Genomic DNA, 16301 nt, shown 5'->3' with positions numbered 1-16301 from the left:
GACGACGTGAACAAGACGCTGCTGTACATCACCGTCATCGTCATCGCGACGTGCGGGCTCGTCTACGAGCTCGTCGTCGGGGCGCTGGCCAGCTACCTGCTGGGCGACTCCATCACCCAGTTCTCCACCGTCATCGGTGGCTACCTCTTCGCGATGGGCATCGGCAGCTACCTGTCGCGCTACATCGACAAGGGGGTGGCCCAGCGCTTCGTGGAGGTGGAGCTGGCGGTGGCGCTCCTGGGCGGCATCTGCGCGCCGGTGCTGTTCCTCACCTTCACGCTGACGGACATGTTCCAGGTGGCGCTGTACGGCAGCGTCATCGTCATCGGCGCGCTGGTGGGGCTGGAGATTCCGCTCCTCCTGCGCATCCTCAAGGACCAGCTGAAGTTCAAGGACCTGGTCAGCCAGGTGCTGTCGCTCGACTACCTGGGCGCGCTGGCGGCGAGCGTCGCGTTCCCGTTGCTGCTCGTGCCCAAGCTGGGGCTGGTGCGCACCTCGCTCCTGTTCGGCATCCTGAACGCGGCGGTGGGCCTGTGGAGCACGTGGCTGCTCGCGCCGCTGCTGGGCAACCCGCTGCGCCTGCGCATCAAGGCGGTGGTGCTGACGGTGTTCCTGGTGGTGGGCTTCGCGCTGGGAGACAGGCTGACGACGTTCTACGAGGACCAGCTCTACGCGGACGACGTGGTGCACGCGTCCAGCTCACCGTACCAGCGCATCATCCTGACGCGCGGCAAGCGGGGCTTCTCGCTGTTCCTCAACGGCAACCTCCAGTTCGCGAGCCTGGACGAGTACCGCTACCACGAGTCGCTGGTGCACCCGGCCATGGTGCGCGCGGGCAAGGTGGAGCACGTGCTCATCCTGGGCGGCGGCGACGGGCTGGCCGCGCGCGAGGTGCTGCGCTACCCGGAGGTGCGCTCCGTCACGCTGGTGGACCTGGACCCGGCCATCACGGGCCTGGCCATGCGCTTCGACGAGCTGGTGAAGCTCAACCACCACTCGCTGACGGATGCGCGCATGCGCGTCATCAACACGGACGCGATGCAGTTCCTGATGGAGGGGACGCAGCAGTACGACGTGGTCATCGTCGACTTCCCGGACCCGAACAACTTCGCGCTGGGCAAGCTGTACACCACGGGCTTCTACAAGCTGCTCAAGAAGCGGGTGGCGCCCGACGGCGTGGCGGTGGTGCAGAGCACCAGCCCCCTGTTCGCGCGGCGCTCCTTCTGGTGCGTGGAGAACACGCTCAGGGCCGCGGGTTATTGGACGGAGCCCTACCACGCGCTGGTGCCGTCCTTCGGTGAGTGGGGCTACGTGCTGGTGGCGCACGAGGCGCCCGGGCACCACCGCGCGCTGCCCGAGGGCCTGCGCTTCCTGGACCTGCCCACGCTGGAGTCGCTGACGCGCTTCCCTCCGGACATGGGCCCGCTGCCCACGGAGGTGAACCGGCTCAACAACCAGGTGCTGGTGCATTACTACGAGGAGGAGTGGCGGCGGTGGAACTGACGCGGCGGGAGCTCATCGCCGCGTTCCTCGGCTCGGCGGTGGCCAGCGCGTGCAAGCGCGACGCTCCCCGCGCGCCCATCCCCGGCGCCGTGGTGGACCGGGCGGTGGAGGTGGGCCACAAGCTGCGCGGCGGCCCGCTTCCTGTGGCCCAGACGGTGGAGCCGGTGGACGTGCTGGTGGTGGGCGGCGGCATCGCCGGCCTGTCCGCCGCGTGGCGGCTGATGGGCGCGGGCGTGAAGGACGTGCGCGTGGTGGAGCTGGAGGCGGACGTCGGCGGTACGTCCCGCTCCGGGCGCAACGCGGTGACGTCCTTCCCCTGGGGCGCGCACTACCTGCCGGCGCCCACGGAGGACCGGGGCCCGGTGGTGCGGCTCCTGCGCGAGATGGGCGCGGTGTCGGGCGTGGACGCGCAGGGCCTGCCGACGTTCGAGGAGACGCTGCTCATCCAGGAGCCGGACGAGCGCCACTTCTACCGGGGCCACTGGTACGAGGGGCTCTACCTGCGCGTGGGCGCCACGGCCGCAGACTTGGCCGAGCTGGAGCGCTTCGATGCGCGGATGAACGCCTTCGCCGCCGCGCGCGACGCGAAGGGGCGCAAGGCCTTCGCGGTGCCCACCTCTCGCTCCAGCGACGACGCGGAGTGGACGGCGCTGGACGCCTTGAGCATGGCCCAATGGCTGGAGCGCGAGGGCTTCCACTCCACGCGGCTGAAGTGGCTGGTGGACTACGCGTGCCGCGACGACTACGGCGCCACGTCCGAGCACGTCTCCGCGTGGGCGGGCATCTGGTACTTCGCCGCGCGCCAGGACGGGCAGGGCGAGCGCAGCGAGGGCTTCCTGAGCTGGCCCGAGGGCAACGGACGGCTGGTCCAACAGCTGTCGAGCTCGCTGCCGCCGCGCGCGGTGGAGCGCGACGTGCTGGTGCACACCGTGACGCCCTCGGTGAAGGGGTGCCGCGTGGACGCGCTGGATGCGCGCACGGGCCAGCCGCGCTCCTTCCAGGCGCGTCAGGTGGTGCTGACGTGTCCCCGCTTCATCGCCGCGCACGTGGTGGCGCCGTGGCGCGCGCAGCGGCCCGCGTGGCTGTCCGCGTTCACCTACGCGCCGTGGGTGGTGGCGAACCTGACGTTGTCCTCGCCGCCCGTGTCCCGGGGCTTCCCGCTCGCGTGGGACAACGTGTTCCAGGAGAGCAAGAGCCTGGGCTACGTGGTGGCCACGCACCAGCGGCTGCGCCAGGACGAGAACGGCCCCACGGTGCTCACGTGGTACCTGCCGATGGCGGGCGGGGACGTGAAGGCGGAGCGGGAGAAGGCGCTCTCCGCCAGCTACGCGGACTGGGAGGCACTCGTCATGGCGGACCTGCGCCCCGCGCACCCGGGAATCTCCGCGCAGGCGCAGCGGCTGGAGGTCCAGCGCTGGGGCCACGCCATGGTGCGGCCGACGCCCGGCTTCATCTGGGGGCCGGAGCGCCAGGCCGCGCAGGAGAGCCTGGGGCCCAGCCTGCACTTCGCGCACACGGACCTGGGGGGACTGGCCCTCTTCGAGGAGGCGAACTGGTTCGGGGTGAAGGCCGCGGAGCGCGTGCTGGCGGGACTGGGCGTGGCCTCCGAGAGCTGGCTGTAGCGCGAGTGACGTCCAGGGGCTGTCGAGCCGGGCCCTGCTCGCCCGGCTCCACCCTGGGGACAGCGGTGGCTGTCCGATGCTGTGTCCATTCCTGAGCTTCGGGGCCGGTGCGGTGTCCTCCCGTGACGGGGGCTCGCGGACGCGGCTCGCGGTGTCACGTCTTCTCGGAGGCAAGGGACATGTCGCTCAAGGAATACACGCCGGGCAGTGCCTTTCCCGGCACCATCGGTCGCACGTGGGAGCAGTCCTCACCGGCCTGGCCCCGGCCGCTGCGCGCGAAGGACGGCGCGCCGAACGTCCTCTTCATCGTCCTGGACGACACGGGCTTCGGGCACCTGGGCTGTTATGGCTCGCCCATCCACACGCCGAACCTGGACCGGCTGGCGAAGGGCGGACTGCTCTACAACAGCATGCACACCACCGCGCTGTGCTCCCCCACGCGCTCGTGCATCCTCACCGGTCGCAACCACCACTCCAACGGCATGGCCACCATCACCGAGGTCTCCCTCGGGTATCCCGGCTACAACGGCACCATCCCCTTCGAGAACGGGTTCCTCTCGGAGATGCTGCAGGAGCAGGGGTACAACACGTATGCCCTGGGCAAGTGGCACCTGACGCCCGCGGAGCAGACGAGCGCGGCGGGGCCCTACAACCGCTGGCCGCTGGGGCGCGGCTTCGAGCGCTTCTACGGCTTCCTCGGCGGCGACACGCACCAGTATTTCCCGGACCTGGTCCACGACAACCACCCGGTGCTCCCGCCGAAGACGCCCGAGGAGGGCTACCACCTCACCGAGGACCTGGTGGACCGCGCCGTGGACTTCATCGCGGACTCCAAGCAGGTGGCGCCGGACAAGCCCTTCTTCATGTACTTCTGCACGGGCGCGATGCACGCCCCGCATCACGTGCCCAGGGAGTGGGCGGACAAGTACAAGGGCCAGTTCGACGACGGCTGGGACGCGTACCGGAAGAAGGTCTACCAGCGCCAGCTGAAGCTGGGCGTGATTCCTCCGGGCACGAAGCTGTCCCGGCACGACCCGGACGTGGCGGAGTGGGAGACGCTGTCCGCCGACGAGCGGCGGCTCTACGCGCGGATGATGGAGGTGTTCGCCGGCTTCCTGGAGCACACGGACCATCACATCGGTCGGCTGCTGAAGTTCCTGGAGGAGACCGGTGAGCTGGACAACACGCTCATCATGGTCATCTCCGACAACGGCGCGAGCGCGGAGGGCGGGCCGCACGGCTCCGTCAACGAGCTGAAGTTCTTCAACAACACGCCCGAGTCGCTGGAGCAGAACCTGGAGGCCATCGACGAGCTGGGCGGGCCCAAGTACTTCAACCACTACTCCTGGGGCTGGGCGTGGGCGGGGGATACGCCGTTCCGCCGGTGGAAGCGGGAGGTGTACCGCGGCGGCACCACGGACCCGTTCCTGGTCCACTGGCCCAAGGGCATCCGCGCGCGCGGCGAAATCCGCTCGCAGTACTGCCACGCCATCGACATGGTGCCCACGGTGCTCGACTGCCTGGGGCTGACGCCGCCGGCCGCGCTGCGCGGGGTCACCCAGTCCCCCATCGAGGGCGTCAGCTTCCGCCACACCTTCGACGACGCTCGGGCGGAGAGCCGGCACCGCACGCAGTACTTCGAGATGTTCAGCAACCGCGCCATCTACCACGACGGTTGGCGTGCGGTGTGCCCCTTCCCGGGCCCTTCGTTCACCGAGGCGGGCGAGGGCTTCGGTGAGTCGAAGCTCACCGAGGAGCGGCTGCGCCAGCTCGACGCGGAGGGGTGGGAGCTGTACCACGTGGCGGAGGATTGCTCGGAGACGAAGAACCTCGCGTCCGAGGAGCGGGGCAAGCTCATCGAGATGATTGCCCTCTGGTACGTGGAGGCGGGGCGCTACCAGGTCATGCCGCTCGCGTCGCCCGACCGGGCCGTCTTCTCCGAGGAGCGGCCGCAAATCACCCGGGACCGCAAGCGCTACGTGTACCGCCCGCACACGTCACCGGCGCCGGAGAACGTGGCGGTGCACGTGCTCAACCGGCCACACTCCATCACCGCCAGGGTGGACGTGGAGGGCGACGCGGAGGGCGTGCTGCTCAGCCACGGCGGGCTCACCGGCGGCTACACCTTCTTCATCCAGGACCGGCGGCTGCACTACGTCTACAACTTCGTGGGCGAGCGCGAGTTCCACATCGAGTCCGGAGTGGAGATACCCGAGGGGCCATCCGAGCTGAGGTTCGAGTTCGAGCCCACGGGGGCGCCGGACCTGGCCGAGGGCAAGGGCGCGCCGGGACGCGGGCGGCTGTTCATCGACGGGGAGCTGGTGGCGCAGAGCGACATCGCCGCCACCATGCCGTTGGTCATCAGCCTGGGCGAGGGGCTGACGTGCGGACGGGATGACAACTCCGCGGTGAGCTCGATGTACCGCGCGCCCTACGCGTTCCGAGGGGGCACGCTGCGCGAGGTGGTGGTGGACGTCTCCGGCGAGCACCTGCGCGACGAACAGGCCGAGCGCAAGGCGGCGATGGCCCGGCAGTAGGCATGGGGTGACACGTCGTCGCCCCTCGGGGCCCGGTCTCTTCCCAGCGCTTCAGGGAGGCCGGGCCTCTTTTTCGTGTCACAGCACGGGCGTCGGCGGGTCGAAGCCCAGGAGGATTCCGCCGGTGAGCTCCAGCGTGGGCCGGGCCACCATGGCGTGCTGGGTGAGGGTGTGTACGTCGCGCAGGCAGCGCTGGAGCGCGCTCGTGTGGAAGACGGCCGGGCCGCCCGCGGCCTCGTACATGAGGTCCACGGCTCGCGCGGAGCTTCGTGTGGCGTGGGTCATGGCCAGGCGCAGCTCGGCCCTCGCGCGCACCGAGGCGGGGCCGCGGGAGGCCTCGTCGAAGACGGCGTGAATCGTCTCCAGCGCGAGGGCGCGCGAGGAGCGCACCAGGGCCTCGGCCTCGGAGACGGCCTCCTGCACCGCGGGGCGCGAGGCCAGCAGCCTGCGCTCCACCACCACCGTCTTCTGGCGGGCCAGCGAGGTCAGCTCGTCGATGGCGCGCCGGGCGATGCCGAGCGCCACCGCGGGGATGCCCAGGCCGAGCAGGCCGAAGGGGAAGCCATACAGCGGCCGGGCGACGCGCGGGGGCGCGAAGAGCGAGAAGCCGTGGTCGTCCGGGACGAAGAGGTCCTTCACCTCCATGTCGCCGCTGCCCGTGCCGCACAGGCCCGCGGCGAACCACGTGTCGTGCAGCGTGACGTGCTCGGCGGGGAAGAAGAACAGGCGCGTCTCCGGCACGCCCTCGCGCACCATGCGGGGCTTGCCGCCCTCCGTCACCAGCGCGCCGCCAATCAGCCAGTGGCAGTGCTGACTGCCGCTCGCCCAGGTCCAGCGGCCGGTGACGTGGTGGCCACCCTCGACGCGCTCGGCGCGGCCCAGGGGCGCGGCCACGCCGCCGGTGATGACGTCCGGCCGTGAGAAGATGGCGCGGCCCACGGCCTCCGGGAGCCACGCGGCCGTCAGCGCGGTGGCCGCGCCAATCATCGCGTTCCAGCCCGTGGCGCCGTCCGCGCGCGCGAGCGCCTCGATGACCTGGAACGACAGCGCGGGGGGCAGCTCCAGGCCGCCGTAGGTCTCGGGAATCATCATCCGGAAGACGCCGGCGCGGTTGAGCTCGGAGACCAGGTCCGCGGGCAGGCGGCGCGCGCTCTCGATTTCGGCCGAGCGCTCGGACAGGCGCGGCGCGAGCTCCCGGGCGGTGGCGAGCAGGGGATGGACGGGGGGCGTGGGGAGACTCGTCATGGTGGACAGCCTAGGAAGACATGACTTCCTGTTGCCAGTCGGAGGTGGACGGAAGAAGGTGGGGCGCCTCGAACCCGGAGCCTGTCGATGAGCCCTCTGCCGAGCCGTCACATCGTCCTCGCGCGCCACATTCCCGGGCGTCCGGAGCCGGAGCACTTCCGGTTGGAGCCGGTGGAGGTGGGCGCGCCCGGGGAGGGGGAGCTGCGGGTGCGGACGTTGTTCGCGTCGGTGGACCCGGGGACGTTGGCGCGGCTGGGCGGCGTGGACTCGTATGCGCCGGCGTTGAGGCCCGGAGAGGTCATCGGGAGCGCGACGGTGGGCGAGGTGTTGGACTCGCGGGACGCGCGCTACGCGGTGGGGGACGTGGTGGCGGGCGGGTGGGGCTGGCGCGAGCACGCGGTGGTGAGCGCGAAGGGGCTGCGCAAGGTGGAGCGCGGAAGCGAGTCCCTGTCCGCGGAGCTGGGCGTGTTGGGCATCCCGGGGCTGACGGCGTACTTCGGCATCCTGGAGCTGGGGCGCCCCCAGGAGGGCGAGACGGTGCTGGTGTCCTCGGCGGCGGGCGCGGTGGGCTCCGTCGCGGGACAAATCGCGAAGCGTCAGGGGGCGCGGGTGGTGGGCATCGCCGGTGGGGCGGAGAAGTGCCGCTGGGTGAAGGACGCGCTCGGCTTCGACGCGGTCATCAACTACCGGGCGGAGGTGGACCTGGGCGCGGCGGTTCGACGCGAGTGTCCACGGGGCGTGGATGTGTACCTGGACAACGTGGGCGGGACGATGCTGGACACGACGCTTGCGTGCATGGCGCTCAGGGGCCGCGTCGTGGTGTCGGGACTGGTGGCGGACTACGGCGTGCCGCCCGAGCAGCGCGCGGGCCTGAAGAACACGCCGTTCCTCATCACCCACAGGCTGCGTATGGAGGGCTTCGTGGTGCTCGACTACTTCGCGCGCTTCGGCGAGGCGCGGACGGCGCTGCGCGAGTGGCTCCAGGACGGCACGCTGAAGCACCGCGAGCACGTGGCGGAGGGACTCGAGTCCGCGCCCGCGCTCTTCGCCGGGCTGTTTCGCGGCGAGAACTTCGGGCGCGCGGTAGTGAAGGTGGGGTGAGGCGCGCCACGGCATCGCGGCGCGCCTCGGGGGAGGCTAGCCGTTGGGGCCGGGGCAGGTGGGGATGAGCCCGTCCGGGGTGGAGGTCAGGTCGTTGCAGTTGCGGCAGTCGAGCGGACAGGACTGGGTTGTCTCGCCACCGTTGCAGACGAAGTCACCGCACTGGGCGCAGTCGCTCCCGCACGTCCTCGAGCTCTCGCTGTTGCTGCAGACCCCATCGCCGCACCAACCGCAGTCATCGGCGCAGGAGGTGGCGGTCTCCCGGGGGCCGCAGATGCCATTGCCGCAGACGGTGCAGTCCGACGCGCAGCTCAGCTCGCCTTCGTGGGCATTGCAGCTGTTGTCGCCGCAATAGACATACGCGGCGTGGGCCGTGTAGAGCGTCGTGTTCCCTCCCTCCGTGACGATGGCCTTGGCCGCCCACTGGAAGTCGTAGGCCACGGTGTAGGCGTTGGCGTTCCGGGTGTCCTCGTCGTCGGTGAAGATGACACCCGCTCCCTTGCCGAAGCGGAAGTAGGGTGTCGCGAAGACGCCATACTCGAACTCGAGGATGGGCAGCGAGCTGGCGGGAGTCGTCGCCCCCGTGAAGAGGCAGAAGTACAGGGTCGTGTCCCGACCCTGCAGGTTGGGCCAGATGTTGGCCGAGTTCGAGTTCGAGTTCATGTTGTCGCGGTCTTCGTTGTCGAAGTAGCGACTGAACTCGGCGCTGCCCGCGGGACAGCTCGCCCCCAGCTTCAGCAGCGCGAAGTTGCTCGACGGGCCCGCGCTGGTCGAGAGCGCCCTGAACTTGTTCCCGTCGACCCGACAGAAGGTGAAGGTGGTGTTGCCGGCCCCGTTCACCTGGGTGGCCCCCACCCAGCCGCTGACAGAGCTGGTCTGGCGGCTGTCCTCGTTGTCCATGTGAATCCAGACGGTGGGAGCGAAGGCCGGGCAGCCACCCGCGGGCGCAATGACTCCCACGTCATTCGTGCTCAACGGGGCGGACGAGGAGGCGACGGCCTCGATATCCGGTTCGAGGTGCGAGGGTTGCAGGTCTTCTTGACCACAGCCCAGTTGCGTGGAGCACAGCGCCCAGACCACGAGTCCACGGACGACATCGCGCATGAATCCCCCCAGGGGTTTGATTGACAGGCGCAGTCTGGTTGCTTCTGTAGTTTAGTCAATGATTTGTGAGAGGGTTTCCTGGGGCCGTCAGGGTGTAGCAGTGGTGCCAAGGTGGGTGACGTAGCGCGTCGGGATGTCGGAGGGCGTCCAGGGACCCGACGTGCGCTCCGTGTCCACCGCGATGATGACGATGTCCTTTCGCTGCCCCAGCGCGACGAGCTCGCTGGGGCGCGGCTCCACGGCGCCGGCGGCGCCGCTCACCCCCTCGGGGAAGAAGAGGGCGCGGTCCTTCTCCAGATAGAGCACCGGGATGCTCGCGCCTTGGGCCTCGGCGTCCTCGGGCGCGAAGACATGCACCGTGCTCCCAAGCGACTCCACGCGCAGCCCACAGGACGTGAGCAGGACGGACAGGGTGAGAAGCCAGCAGCGCATGACCATTCTCCGTGCCCCGGACGCGAGGCCGGGCACCGCGATTCGTGTGGGGCCCATGGGGATGGGCGTGTGTCTGTCGTTGCCGGGGCGTCCCTCCGCCTCAGGTGGGCGGAGCGACGTCGCAGCGCCCGGAGGCGCGTCGGGTGAGGTCTTCCGCGACGGAGCGCAGCAGCGTCCCCGTCAGGCTGCTGCGGCCTGCCTCTGCCTCTTCATCCTTCCACCGCAGCCACGAGGCCATGCGTCCCAGGCTGGCCGCCGTCACCACGTTCAGCCTCACCTCCACCTGGACGACGAAGCGGTCGGCCACGTCGGGGCGGGACTCCAGCGTCCAGGCGACGCGCTCCAGTTCCAGCGCCGAGGGCCCTTGTGGAAGCAGCCGTCCATCCAGCAGATAGCCCTCGCGGCCGTAACCAATCACCTGCGTGAGCCGCGCGCCGTCCAGCCGGGTGTTGAACCACAGCGTCCGGCGCTTCCACAGCGACAGCTCCACCTCCACCTTGCCCGCCATGCCCAGCCGCACCAGCCGGTCCAGCTCCTCCGAGAGGAAGGCGAAGGCCTCCGGGCGCACCAGCACGCGCCGACCGGAGAGCGTGGCGGTGCAGGCGACGCGAGGCTCCTCCGCCAGGGCCTGGGGCGCGAACAGCCCCAGCGCGGCCACCATCGCCGCGCCGAGCCTGCGTCTGCGGTGTATTCCCGTGCGTGCCATGGGCCTCTAGAACGTCCGCACGAAGAACAGGCGCGCCTCGGGCGTGGCCGTGGCCTTCTCGTCCGTGCGCCACGCGACGTCCATGCGCACGTCGTCGGTGAAGTGGAAGCTCGCGCCCACGCCGAGTCGCGGGTCCGTCCACTCGCCCTCCCCGCGCACCGTGCCCAGGTCCGTGAAGAGACCGAAGGCATGCCACCGGTACTCGGCGCTCGCGAGCATGGACACGTCGCCCTTGAACTCCTTGAAGCCGAAGCCTCGCAGCGCCGTCCACCCACCGAGCGCCTCGCGCTTCTGCTCAGGCAGGTTGTCACCGCCCGCGCCCCGCAGGCGCAGCCGCAGCCCCGTCTTCGCGCTGGTGGGCACCACCAGGGAGGCGTCGCCCACCAGCTTCCAGAACCGCTCGTCCGCGCCGGTGGTCGCCGGCCCCTCGCCCACCTCCAGCGTCATGAAGGCGTGCAGGAACGGGCGGTGGTCCCAGTCCCCGTCAATGTCGAGCAGCGCCGTCTCCGGCGTGCGGAACAGCGAGCCCACCTTCGTTCCGCGTGGCGCGTTGCTGGCGTACTCCACCCGGGCCACCACGGACTGGAAGCGGCCCTCCGTCACCGGCGCGTTGGGGAAGGGCGGCGAGTCGCGGCGGAACAGCGACAGCGGCGGGGAGAAGCTGCGCAGCGTCTCGTAGCGGTCCGAGTGGTACTCGACGCCCGCGAGCCAGTCGGACCAGCGGAAGGTGGCGAAGCCCGCCACGCCCTTGCGGCGAAAGTAGTCGCGGTCCGGCCGGTTGATGAGCGCCGAGTACAGCGACGAGTCGATGTCGCTCATCCGCCAGCGGTCCAGCGTGTCGGTGAAGTCGTGCGCCTGGGCGCCCAGCTCCGCCAGGCCCACCGCCGGAATCTCCACCTTCGCGCCGCCGAGCAGGTTCACCCGGCGCTGCCGCTTCGTGCCCTCGGGGTCGTCGGGGATTTTCTGGCCGCCCAGTCGCAGCGCCAGGAACGCGGCGGCGTCGAGCGTGGTGTGGATGCGGTCCTTCCCATCCCAGAGGCGCAGCGAGCCCGCCAGGCCCGGCGCCAGTCCCGTCACCTGCGTGTGGATGGGCAGCAGGGACACGTCGACGTCCGGGCGGCGCGGGCGCACGTGCACCACCAGCTTGCGACCCTCCAGGGTGATGCCGTCCCCGTCGCGGCCGTGGCGCCAGGACTCGAAGAGCTCGCCCCAGCTCAGCTCGACCTCGACGTTGTCGCGGCGGCGCTTCTCCTTCCGCTTCTGCTCCTGCGTCCGGTAGTGGCGCACGCCATCGGCGGTGCGCTCCTCGACGATGCGCGCGTCGCGGCGCCGGGCCGTGTCCCGGGAGTCGGTGTCCACGCTCTTCGCCTCCAGGAACGGCAGGCGGGCCTCCAGCCGCTCCATGGCGCGGCGCGCGTCGCTGCGCAGGAAGACGTCTCCGGGCTTGAGGTCCAGCGCGTCGCGCACGCGGTCGGCGATGGCGCCCTCCACGCCCACGACGTCGACGGCCTCCAGTCGTCCCTCGTCCACGATGACGGTGAGCTTGCCGTCCGGCGTCAGCGTCCCCGAGAGGCTCGCGAGCATGTAGCCGTCCGAGCGCAGCTCCCTCAACGCGCGCTGCAGCGCGGCCGTCACGCCGCCGAGGACGATGCCCGGGCGGTACGTGTCCTTGTCCATTCGGGCCAGCCACTCGCGGGGCGGGTGCTGGGGCGGGCAGGGCCTGGTGACGGTGAGCGTGCCGCGCGCGCCGTTCACCCGAAGGGTGGCGACGAACTCCTCGTCCTCCTCGTCGCCGTCCTCGTCCGGGTAGCGCGGCGGCAGGTGGAGCAGCTCCTCCAGGATTTCATCGAGCTGGAGGTCCCGCAGGCCCTCGACCTCCACCTGGGTGACGATGGGGTGCTCCTCCAGGTGGATTTCGAGCACCGCGGCGCCCTGCTCGGTGACGCGCACGCGGGGCTCCACGCGGGAGAACAGGCCCGTGCGCGCGAGCCGGCGCAGCGTCTGCCGGAGATTCGCCGGTGTGGGCGTGCTGCCCTCCTCCGGGGTGGGACGGATGAAGGCGCGGACCTGGGCGTCTGTCAGCCGATGCAGGCCGTGCAGCTCGAGCGTGGTCGGCGTGAGCGCGCGGCCGTCGACGTCGAGCTGGAGCGGCGCGAGCACGGACAGCTCGTCGCTGTCGTCGTCCTCCAGGTCCTCGTCCTCGCACAGGTCGCGCTGCTCGCGTGACGCGTCCTTGCGGCCGTCGCGCGACTTCTTGCCGCGCTTCGAGCGCTGGTGCTCGACGCGTGCGTCCTCCTCGGACGTCTTCACGGGGAGCTGACCGTAGTCGCCCTCGGGCTCGGACGCGTGCTTGTCGTCACGCTCGTCGTCGGCTCGCGGGTCGCGCCCCTCGGGCTGGGCGGCGCTCCCTGGACTCGCCGTGGTGGCGGGGCCAGGCGTGGTGGAGGAGGGCGTGTCGACGGCCTGGGGCCCGGCGGCGACGCCAGCGTCCGGCACGGACTGGGCGCCGGAGGCGAGGGAGACGAGGCAGGAGAGAAGCGCGAGGCGGTTCATGCGCATGGGACAGAGCACGCTGCGTTCCAGCCGCCGCGTCGTGACAAGTGCTTGAAAGGACGAGGGCCGGCCAGCCGTGTCGATGTCATGGGCACATCCTGATGTCGAATCCGGATGTGATACTGACATCGCGCCCCGCGATTGCGGCACGTCTTCACGCCTGTCCCGAGGGAGCACTCCGGGTCCCGGAGGCTCGCGCTGTCGGAGGACGTGGGTGTGTCAGACGGGGCGCGGCCTTCCGGCCCGGCGTCCCGCTTCGTCTCAGCCCGGGAACTCGGCCTGGTGCGCGTCCCACCACTTCAGCCAGCCGCGCCGGTTCGCCTCCAGGTCCCCCACGACGCCCTCGCCGAAGGTGGTGACGCCGGTGATGCGGCGCAGCGCCGCGCCCCAGAACACGCTGCCGTGGCGATAGCGCTCGATGATGAGCGGCACCGCCGCGCGCCCGAGCCCCACGAGCGACTCGAAGGACGGATGCTGGACGAACACGAAGGGATTGGATGCCTCCCGGTGCTCCTCGCAGTGCCGCTCCCACTCCGCGGCCAGGGCGTCGAAGCGCTCGCTGGACGGGCTCATGACACGCTCACCGGCCGGGGCCGCACGTAGACTCGCACGGGCGCACCATACGAAGGCCCGGTGAGGTCGTCAGCGCTGTTGTGACGGATGAGCGGCTGGGTGCCGATCTTGCTCGTGAAGCGGCCCTGCTCGTCCATCAGCGCGCCGTGCGTCACCTCGAGCGGGCCGTTGCCCGTCACCGGCTTGCGGCCGTAGATGACCACCTTCTCCAGCGTGGGGTCGTGGCTCAGGTCCAACGTGTCGAGCGGCTGGTAGCCCTGCTGCGCGTAGAGCTTGTCGAAGTCCTCCACGCGCGTGCCCGGCCAGACCCACTCGTTGCGGTTGCCCAGCGTCCACGCGATGCAGTTGTAGCGCTGTGACGAAGGGCCGATTCCCACGAACTTGTCCGCGCTGAGGTGGGGGAAGCTCTTGCTGCGCAAGAGCTCGTTCTTCCAGCCCGGCTCCGCGTCGTCGCGCGTGACGCCCACGGAGAACTTGAAGTTCTGCCCGTTGGCGGAGTCCCACGTCGTGTTGTCGTCCGCCTTGCCGCGGAACCAGACCTGCACGTCCGTGGCCTCGAAGGGCACGCGGACCGAGGGCATGAACGCGCCGCCCTTGCCGCCGTCCTGGGCCTGCAGGTCCAGCGGGAACTCCAGCGGCGGCTCGCCGTTGAAGGAGACGCAGGCGACGACCTCGGTGGGCGTCTTGCCGCCCGCGAGCGACTTGAGCCGGTCCTGGTCATACGCGAGCTGCAGCTTGTCGCCCGCGCGCAGCGTGCCGTCCACCTGCGTCTGGAAGTCGTCGGTGAAGGACACCGTCGCGCCCTCGGCGGAGGCGATGGAGGCGTCGCTGCTCGGGTCCCACTGGTTGCTGGTGCGCCCGGACGCGTCCGTGGTGCGGAAGGAGATGCGCACCAGGCCCGTCGCGTCTGGAGGGACGTCGAAGGTGCCCGGCTGGAGGTTCAGCCGGCCCTGTGCGTCGCGCGTGCCGTCCGACATGGGGACGACGTTCTCCGCGCCGCCGGGGACCAGCCGCCACACCAGCTCCACCTTCTGGTGCTGCGACGAGAAGCGCGCCGGGTCCGCCGTCACCGTCAGCGGCTTGCCCGCCTCCGCGTGGAAGGAGGGGCCACGGCCCGAGCCGGTGGGCAGGTGGACCTGTCCCTGGCCCTCGACGTGCGCCGTGGCGGTGCGCTTGCCCGAGCCGAAGTGGGCCGAGTACCCCGTGGCCGCGTGGAGCTGGGGCTGGATGTCCGCGGCCTTGGAAGGCAGGGCGACCGCCGCCGTCGGGAGCGCGGTGCCCAGGAGGGACGCGTTGGGGCGGGCGGCGCGCGACTCGAACTGGTCGACCTTGGCGCGGGTCTGGGAGGACTTGTCGCCGGTGGCCCGGGCCGACCGCTCGCGCTCCGGGGTGAGGCCCGTCTGCGCGGTGGGGACGAAGGTGGGGCGGCCGATGCGGTTCGACATGGGGCGACTCTTCCTGTGGGGCGACCTGGGGGTGGCCGCATGGGATTATCGCCCCGGGGCTTCCTGGGTTTCCTGCTCACTGGGAGTCGCACGGGGAATCCCGTTGAAGTTGCTGGACACTGGACCCAGGATGCCATCCGCCCTGGATTTCGGGAGATTCACCTTCGGGGGACTCTATGAGGTGGGTTGGGATACTCCCGCTGCTGTTGCTCACGGCCGGTTGTGCCACCGGCCGCGTCGTCCAGCTCGACACGGGGAGCGGTCAGCGGGTCGTCCACGAGTCCGTGGACGTTGACCCGGTCGAGGTCACCGAGGATGAGTTCAAGTCCGCCCTCACGGCACTCATCCTCGACCTTCGGATGGACGTCGCCTTTCGCGAAGCGGACGAGGCCGACCAACGAGGTTGGGTGCGGTCCAGGACGCTGCTCGCGTCCTCGAAGGGCATTGTGGACTCAGGCCATGGAGGCTCGCCCGAGTCGCTGTCCGCGCGCATCTGCCCTGATGGCGATGAGTGCCTGACCCTCGTTGGGGCAACGGGTCTGACCTTCTCTCGCAGGGACCGGACGTTGATGGCGCTGTCGTTTCGCGCTCGATACTGTTTGGGAGAGCGTCGAGGTGGAGGTCGGCAAGGTGCTGAACCCGGCGGCACTCAAGGCCCTGCTGACCTCGGCTGCTTTGACAGTGCTCCTCACGATGGCTCTTCCTGAGCCCATCACGAAGGTCATCGCGGTGGCGTTGACGGCGGCGATGGTGGCCTACCTGGGCGTCCTGCCGGTCTGGGAGATCGGCCGGGGCTTCGTGAGGTTGTGGGACGACGCGGAGCGAGCAACGAGCGTCATCGAGTTGCAGGACATCGGGCATCGGTTCGGGAGGGTGTTGGGGACGAACGGCACGCGCGTCCTGGTGCTGCTCGTCACCGCGGCGCTGGGCGGCAAGAACGCCATGGCGGCTCAAGGTCCGAAGCTCCCTGGCTTCTCGCAAGCCGTGGTCCGAGCGCGGGCTGAATCGGGGTTCCAGCTCGGAGCGGCGATGAATGGCGGTGTGACTTCGATGGCGCTTCCCGCCGCCGGCGTGCTCCATGTCGCGCTGGCGCCTGGCGCAGCCGCTGCCCTGGCGATGTACTCGGATGGGCGGATTCCCGGTGACGAGGTCGGGCCTGTTCACCACATCTGCACGAACAAGAACCCGATTTCGGATGCAACAGGGGGGCCTTGGACGCCTCAGTGCCTGAAGATATTCGAGAAGGCAGGCATGTCTCTCGAGGACGTGGCAAATAAAGTGCGGCTCAATGGCCACGAGGGGCCTCATCCTGAGCTGTATCACCGAGCGGTGATCCGGCGCCTCGAGCTTTCGGTTTCGCGCTGCCGAACCACGGAGGCCTGCCGGGCCAGTTTGACGAAGGAACTTGCGAAGATAGCCAACGAGCTTCTGACGCAGGGCTCCGACTTGCGGAGCTTCATTGTGAAGGTGGAGGGGTGAG

The 16301-nt window shown here is 70.3% G+C and carries 11 protein-coding genes and 1 pseudogene; 5 read left to right on the top strand and 7 right to left on the bottom strand.

Annotated elements, in window-relative coordinates:
- Positions 1–6: 6 nt before the first annotated feature.
- From K8625_RS18025 to K8625_RS18015, 3 genes are all read left to right on the top strand, one after another.
- The gene (locus tag K8625_RS18025) at positions 7–1503 is read left to right on the top strand and encodes a polyamine aminopropyltransferase (protein ID WP_223746254.1); all 1497 of its coding nucleotides are present in this window, start codon (positions 7–9) and stop codon (positions 1501–1503) included.
- Complete coding sequence (locus tag K8625_RS18020) at positions 1494–3125, top strand: FAD-dependent oxidoreductase (protein ID WP_223746255.1); 1632 nt, start codon at positions 1494–1496, stop codon at positions 3123–3125. The genes K8625_RS18025 and K8625_RS18020 overlap by 10 nt, the downstream gene beginning before the upstream one ends.
- A 179-nt stretch (positions 3126–3304) precedes the next feature.
- Positions 3305–5662: an arylsulfatase gene (locus tag K8625_RS18015; protein WP_223783392.1), complete on the top strand. Its 2358-nt coding sequence runs from the start codon at positions 3305–3307 to the stop codon at positions 5660–5662.
- A 78-nt stretch (positions 5663–5740) separates the two neighbouring features.
- Here K8625_RS18015 and K8625_RS18010 read toward each other — a convergent pair whose 3' ends face one another.
- Positions 5741–6907 (bottom strand): acyl-CoA dehydrogenase family protein, encoded by a 1167-nt coding sequence (locus K8625_RS18010; protein WP_223783391.1) that lies wholly within the window; start codon positions 6905–6907, stop codon positions 5741–5743.
- An 87-nt stretch (positions 6908–6994) separates the two neighbouring features.
- Between K8625_RS18010 and K8625_RS18005 the strand changes: the two genes are divergently transcribed.
- Complete coding sequence (locus K8625_RS18005; protein ID WP_223783390.1) at positions 6995–8008, top strand: NADP-dependent oxidoreductase; 1014 nt, start codon at positions 6995–6997, stop codon at positions 8006–8008.
- Positions 8009–8044: 36 nt separating this feature from the next.
- Here K8625_RS18005 and K8625_RS18000 read toward each other — a convergent pair whose 3' ends face one another.
- From K8625_RS18000 to K8625_RS17975, 6 genes are all read right to left on the bottom strand, one after another.
- Positions 8045–9112, bottom strand: coding sequence for a hypothetical protein (locus tag K8625_RS18000; protein ID WP_223783389.1), 1068 nt, complete (start codon positions 9110–9112; stop codon positions 8045–8047).
- 87 nt (positions 9113–9199) lie between these two features.
- Entirely contained in the window at positions 9200–9544 is a 345-nt protein-coding gene (locus K8625_RS17995; protein ID WP_223783388.1) for a hypothetical protein, read from the bottom strand.
- A 100-nt stretch (positions 9545–9644) separates the two neighbouring features.
- Entirely contained in the window at positions 9645–10250 is a 606-nt protein-coding gene (locus K8625_RS17990) for a hypothetical protein (protein WP_223746261.1), read from the bottom strand.
- 6 nt (positions 10251–10256) lie between these two features.
- Positions 10257–12809: a hypothetical protein gene (locus tag K8625_RS17985; RefSeq protein WP_223783387.1), complete on the bottom strand. Its 2553-nt coding sequence runs from the start codon at positions 12807–12809 to the stop codon at positions 10257–10259.
- A 255-nt stretch (positions 12810–13064) separates the two neighbouring features.
- Complete coding sequence (locus K8625_RS17980) at positions 13065–13376, bottom strand: hypothetical protein (RefSeq protein ID WP_046711330.1); 312 nt, start codon at positions 13374–13376, stop codon at positions 13065–13067.
- A complete protein-coding gene (locus K8625_RS17975; RefSeq protein WP_223783386.1) occupies positions 13373–14821 on the bottom strand; it encodes a DUF6209 family protein in 1449 nt (482 codons plus the stop codon). The genes K8625_RS17980 and K8625_RS17975 overlap by 4 nt, the downstream gene beginning before the upstream one ends.
- Positions 14822–14997: 176 nt before the next feature.
- Here K8625_RS17975 and K8625_RS17970 point away from each other — a divergent pair.
- A pseudogene (locus tag K8625_RS17970) lies at positions 14998–16300 on the top strand (AHH domain-containing protein).
- The last annotated feature ends 1 nt before the right edge of the window (position 16301 follow it).

It is taken from the genome of Myxococcus sp. AS-1-15, from assembly GCF_020037055.1.
GTDB classification, from domain to species: Bacteria; Myxococcota; Myxococcia; order Myxococcales; family Myxococcaceae; genus Myxococcus; species Myxococcus fulvus.
The sequence above is the reverse complement of the archived record's forward strand: the minus strand, read 5'-3'. Positions and strand labels throughout refer to the sequence as shown.

Excerpts from the sequence above, each read along its gene's own strand:
- K8625_RS18015 (WP_223783392.1), top strand. The coding sequence starts at position 3,305 with ATGTCGCTCAAGGAATACACGCCGGGCAGTGCCTTTCCCGGCACCATC.
- K8625_RS18010 (WP_223783391.1), bottom strand. The coding sequence starts at position 6,907 with ATGACGAGTCTCCCCACGCCCCCCGTCCATCCCCTGCTCGCCACCGCC.
- K8625_RS18005 (WP_223783390.1), top strand. The coding sequence starts at position 6,995 with ATGAGCCCTCTGCCGAGCCGTCACATCGTCCTCGCGCGCCACATTCCC.
- K8625_RS18000 (WP_223783389.1), bottom strand. The coding sequence starts at position 9,112 with ATGCGCGATGTCGTCCGTGGACTCGTGGTCTGGGCGCTGTGCTCCACG.
- K8625_RS17995 (WP_223783388.1), bottom strand. The coding sequence starts at position 9,544 with ATGCGCTGCTGGCTTCTCACCCTGTCCGTCCTGCTCACGTCCTGTGGG.
- K8625_RS17990 (WP_223746261.1), bottom strand. The coding sequence starts at position 10,250 with ATGGCACGCACGGGAATACACCGCAGACGCAGGCTCGGCGCGGCGATG.
- K8625_RS17985 (WP_223783387.1), bottom strand. The coding sequence starts at position 12,809 with ATGCGCATGAACCGCCTCGCGCTTCTCTCCTGCCTCGTCTCCCTCGCC.
- K8625_RS17980 (WP_046711330.1), bottom strand. The coding sequence starts at position 13,376 with ATGAGCCCGTCCAGCGAGCGCTTCGACGCCCTGGCCGCGGAGTGGGAG.
- K8625_RS17975 (WP_223783386.1), bottom strand. The coding sequence starts at position 14,821 with ATGTCGAACCGCATCGGCCGCCCCACCTTCGTCCCCACCGCGCAGACG.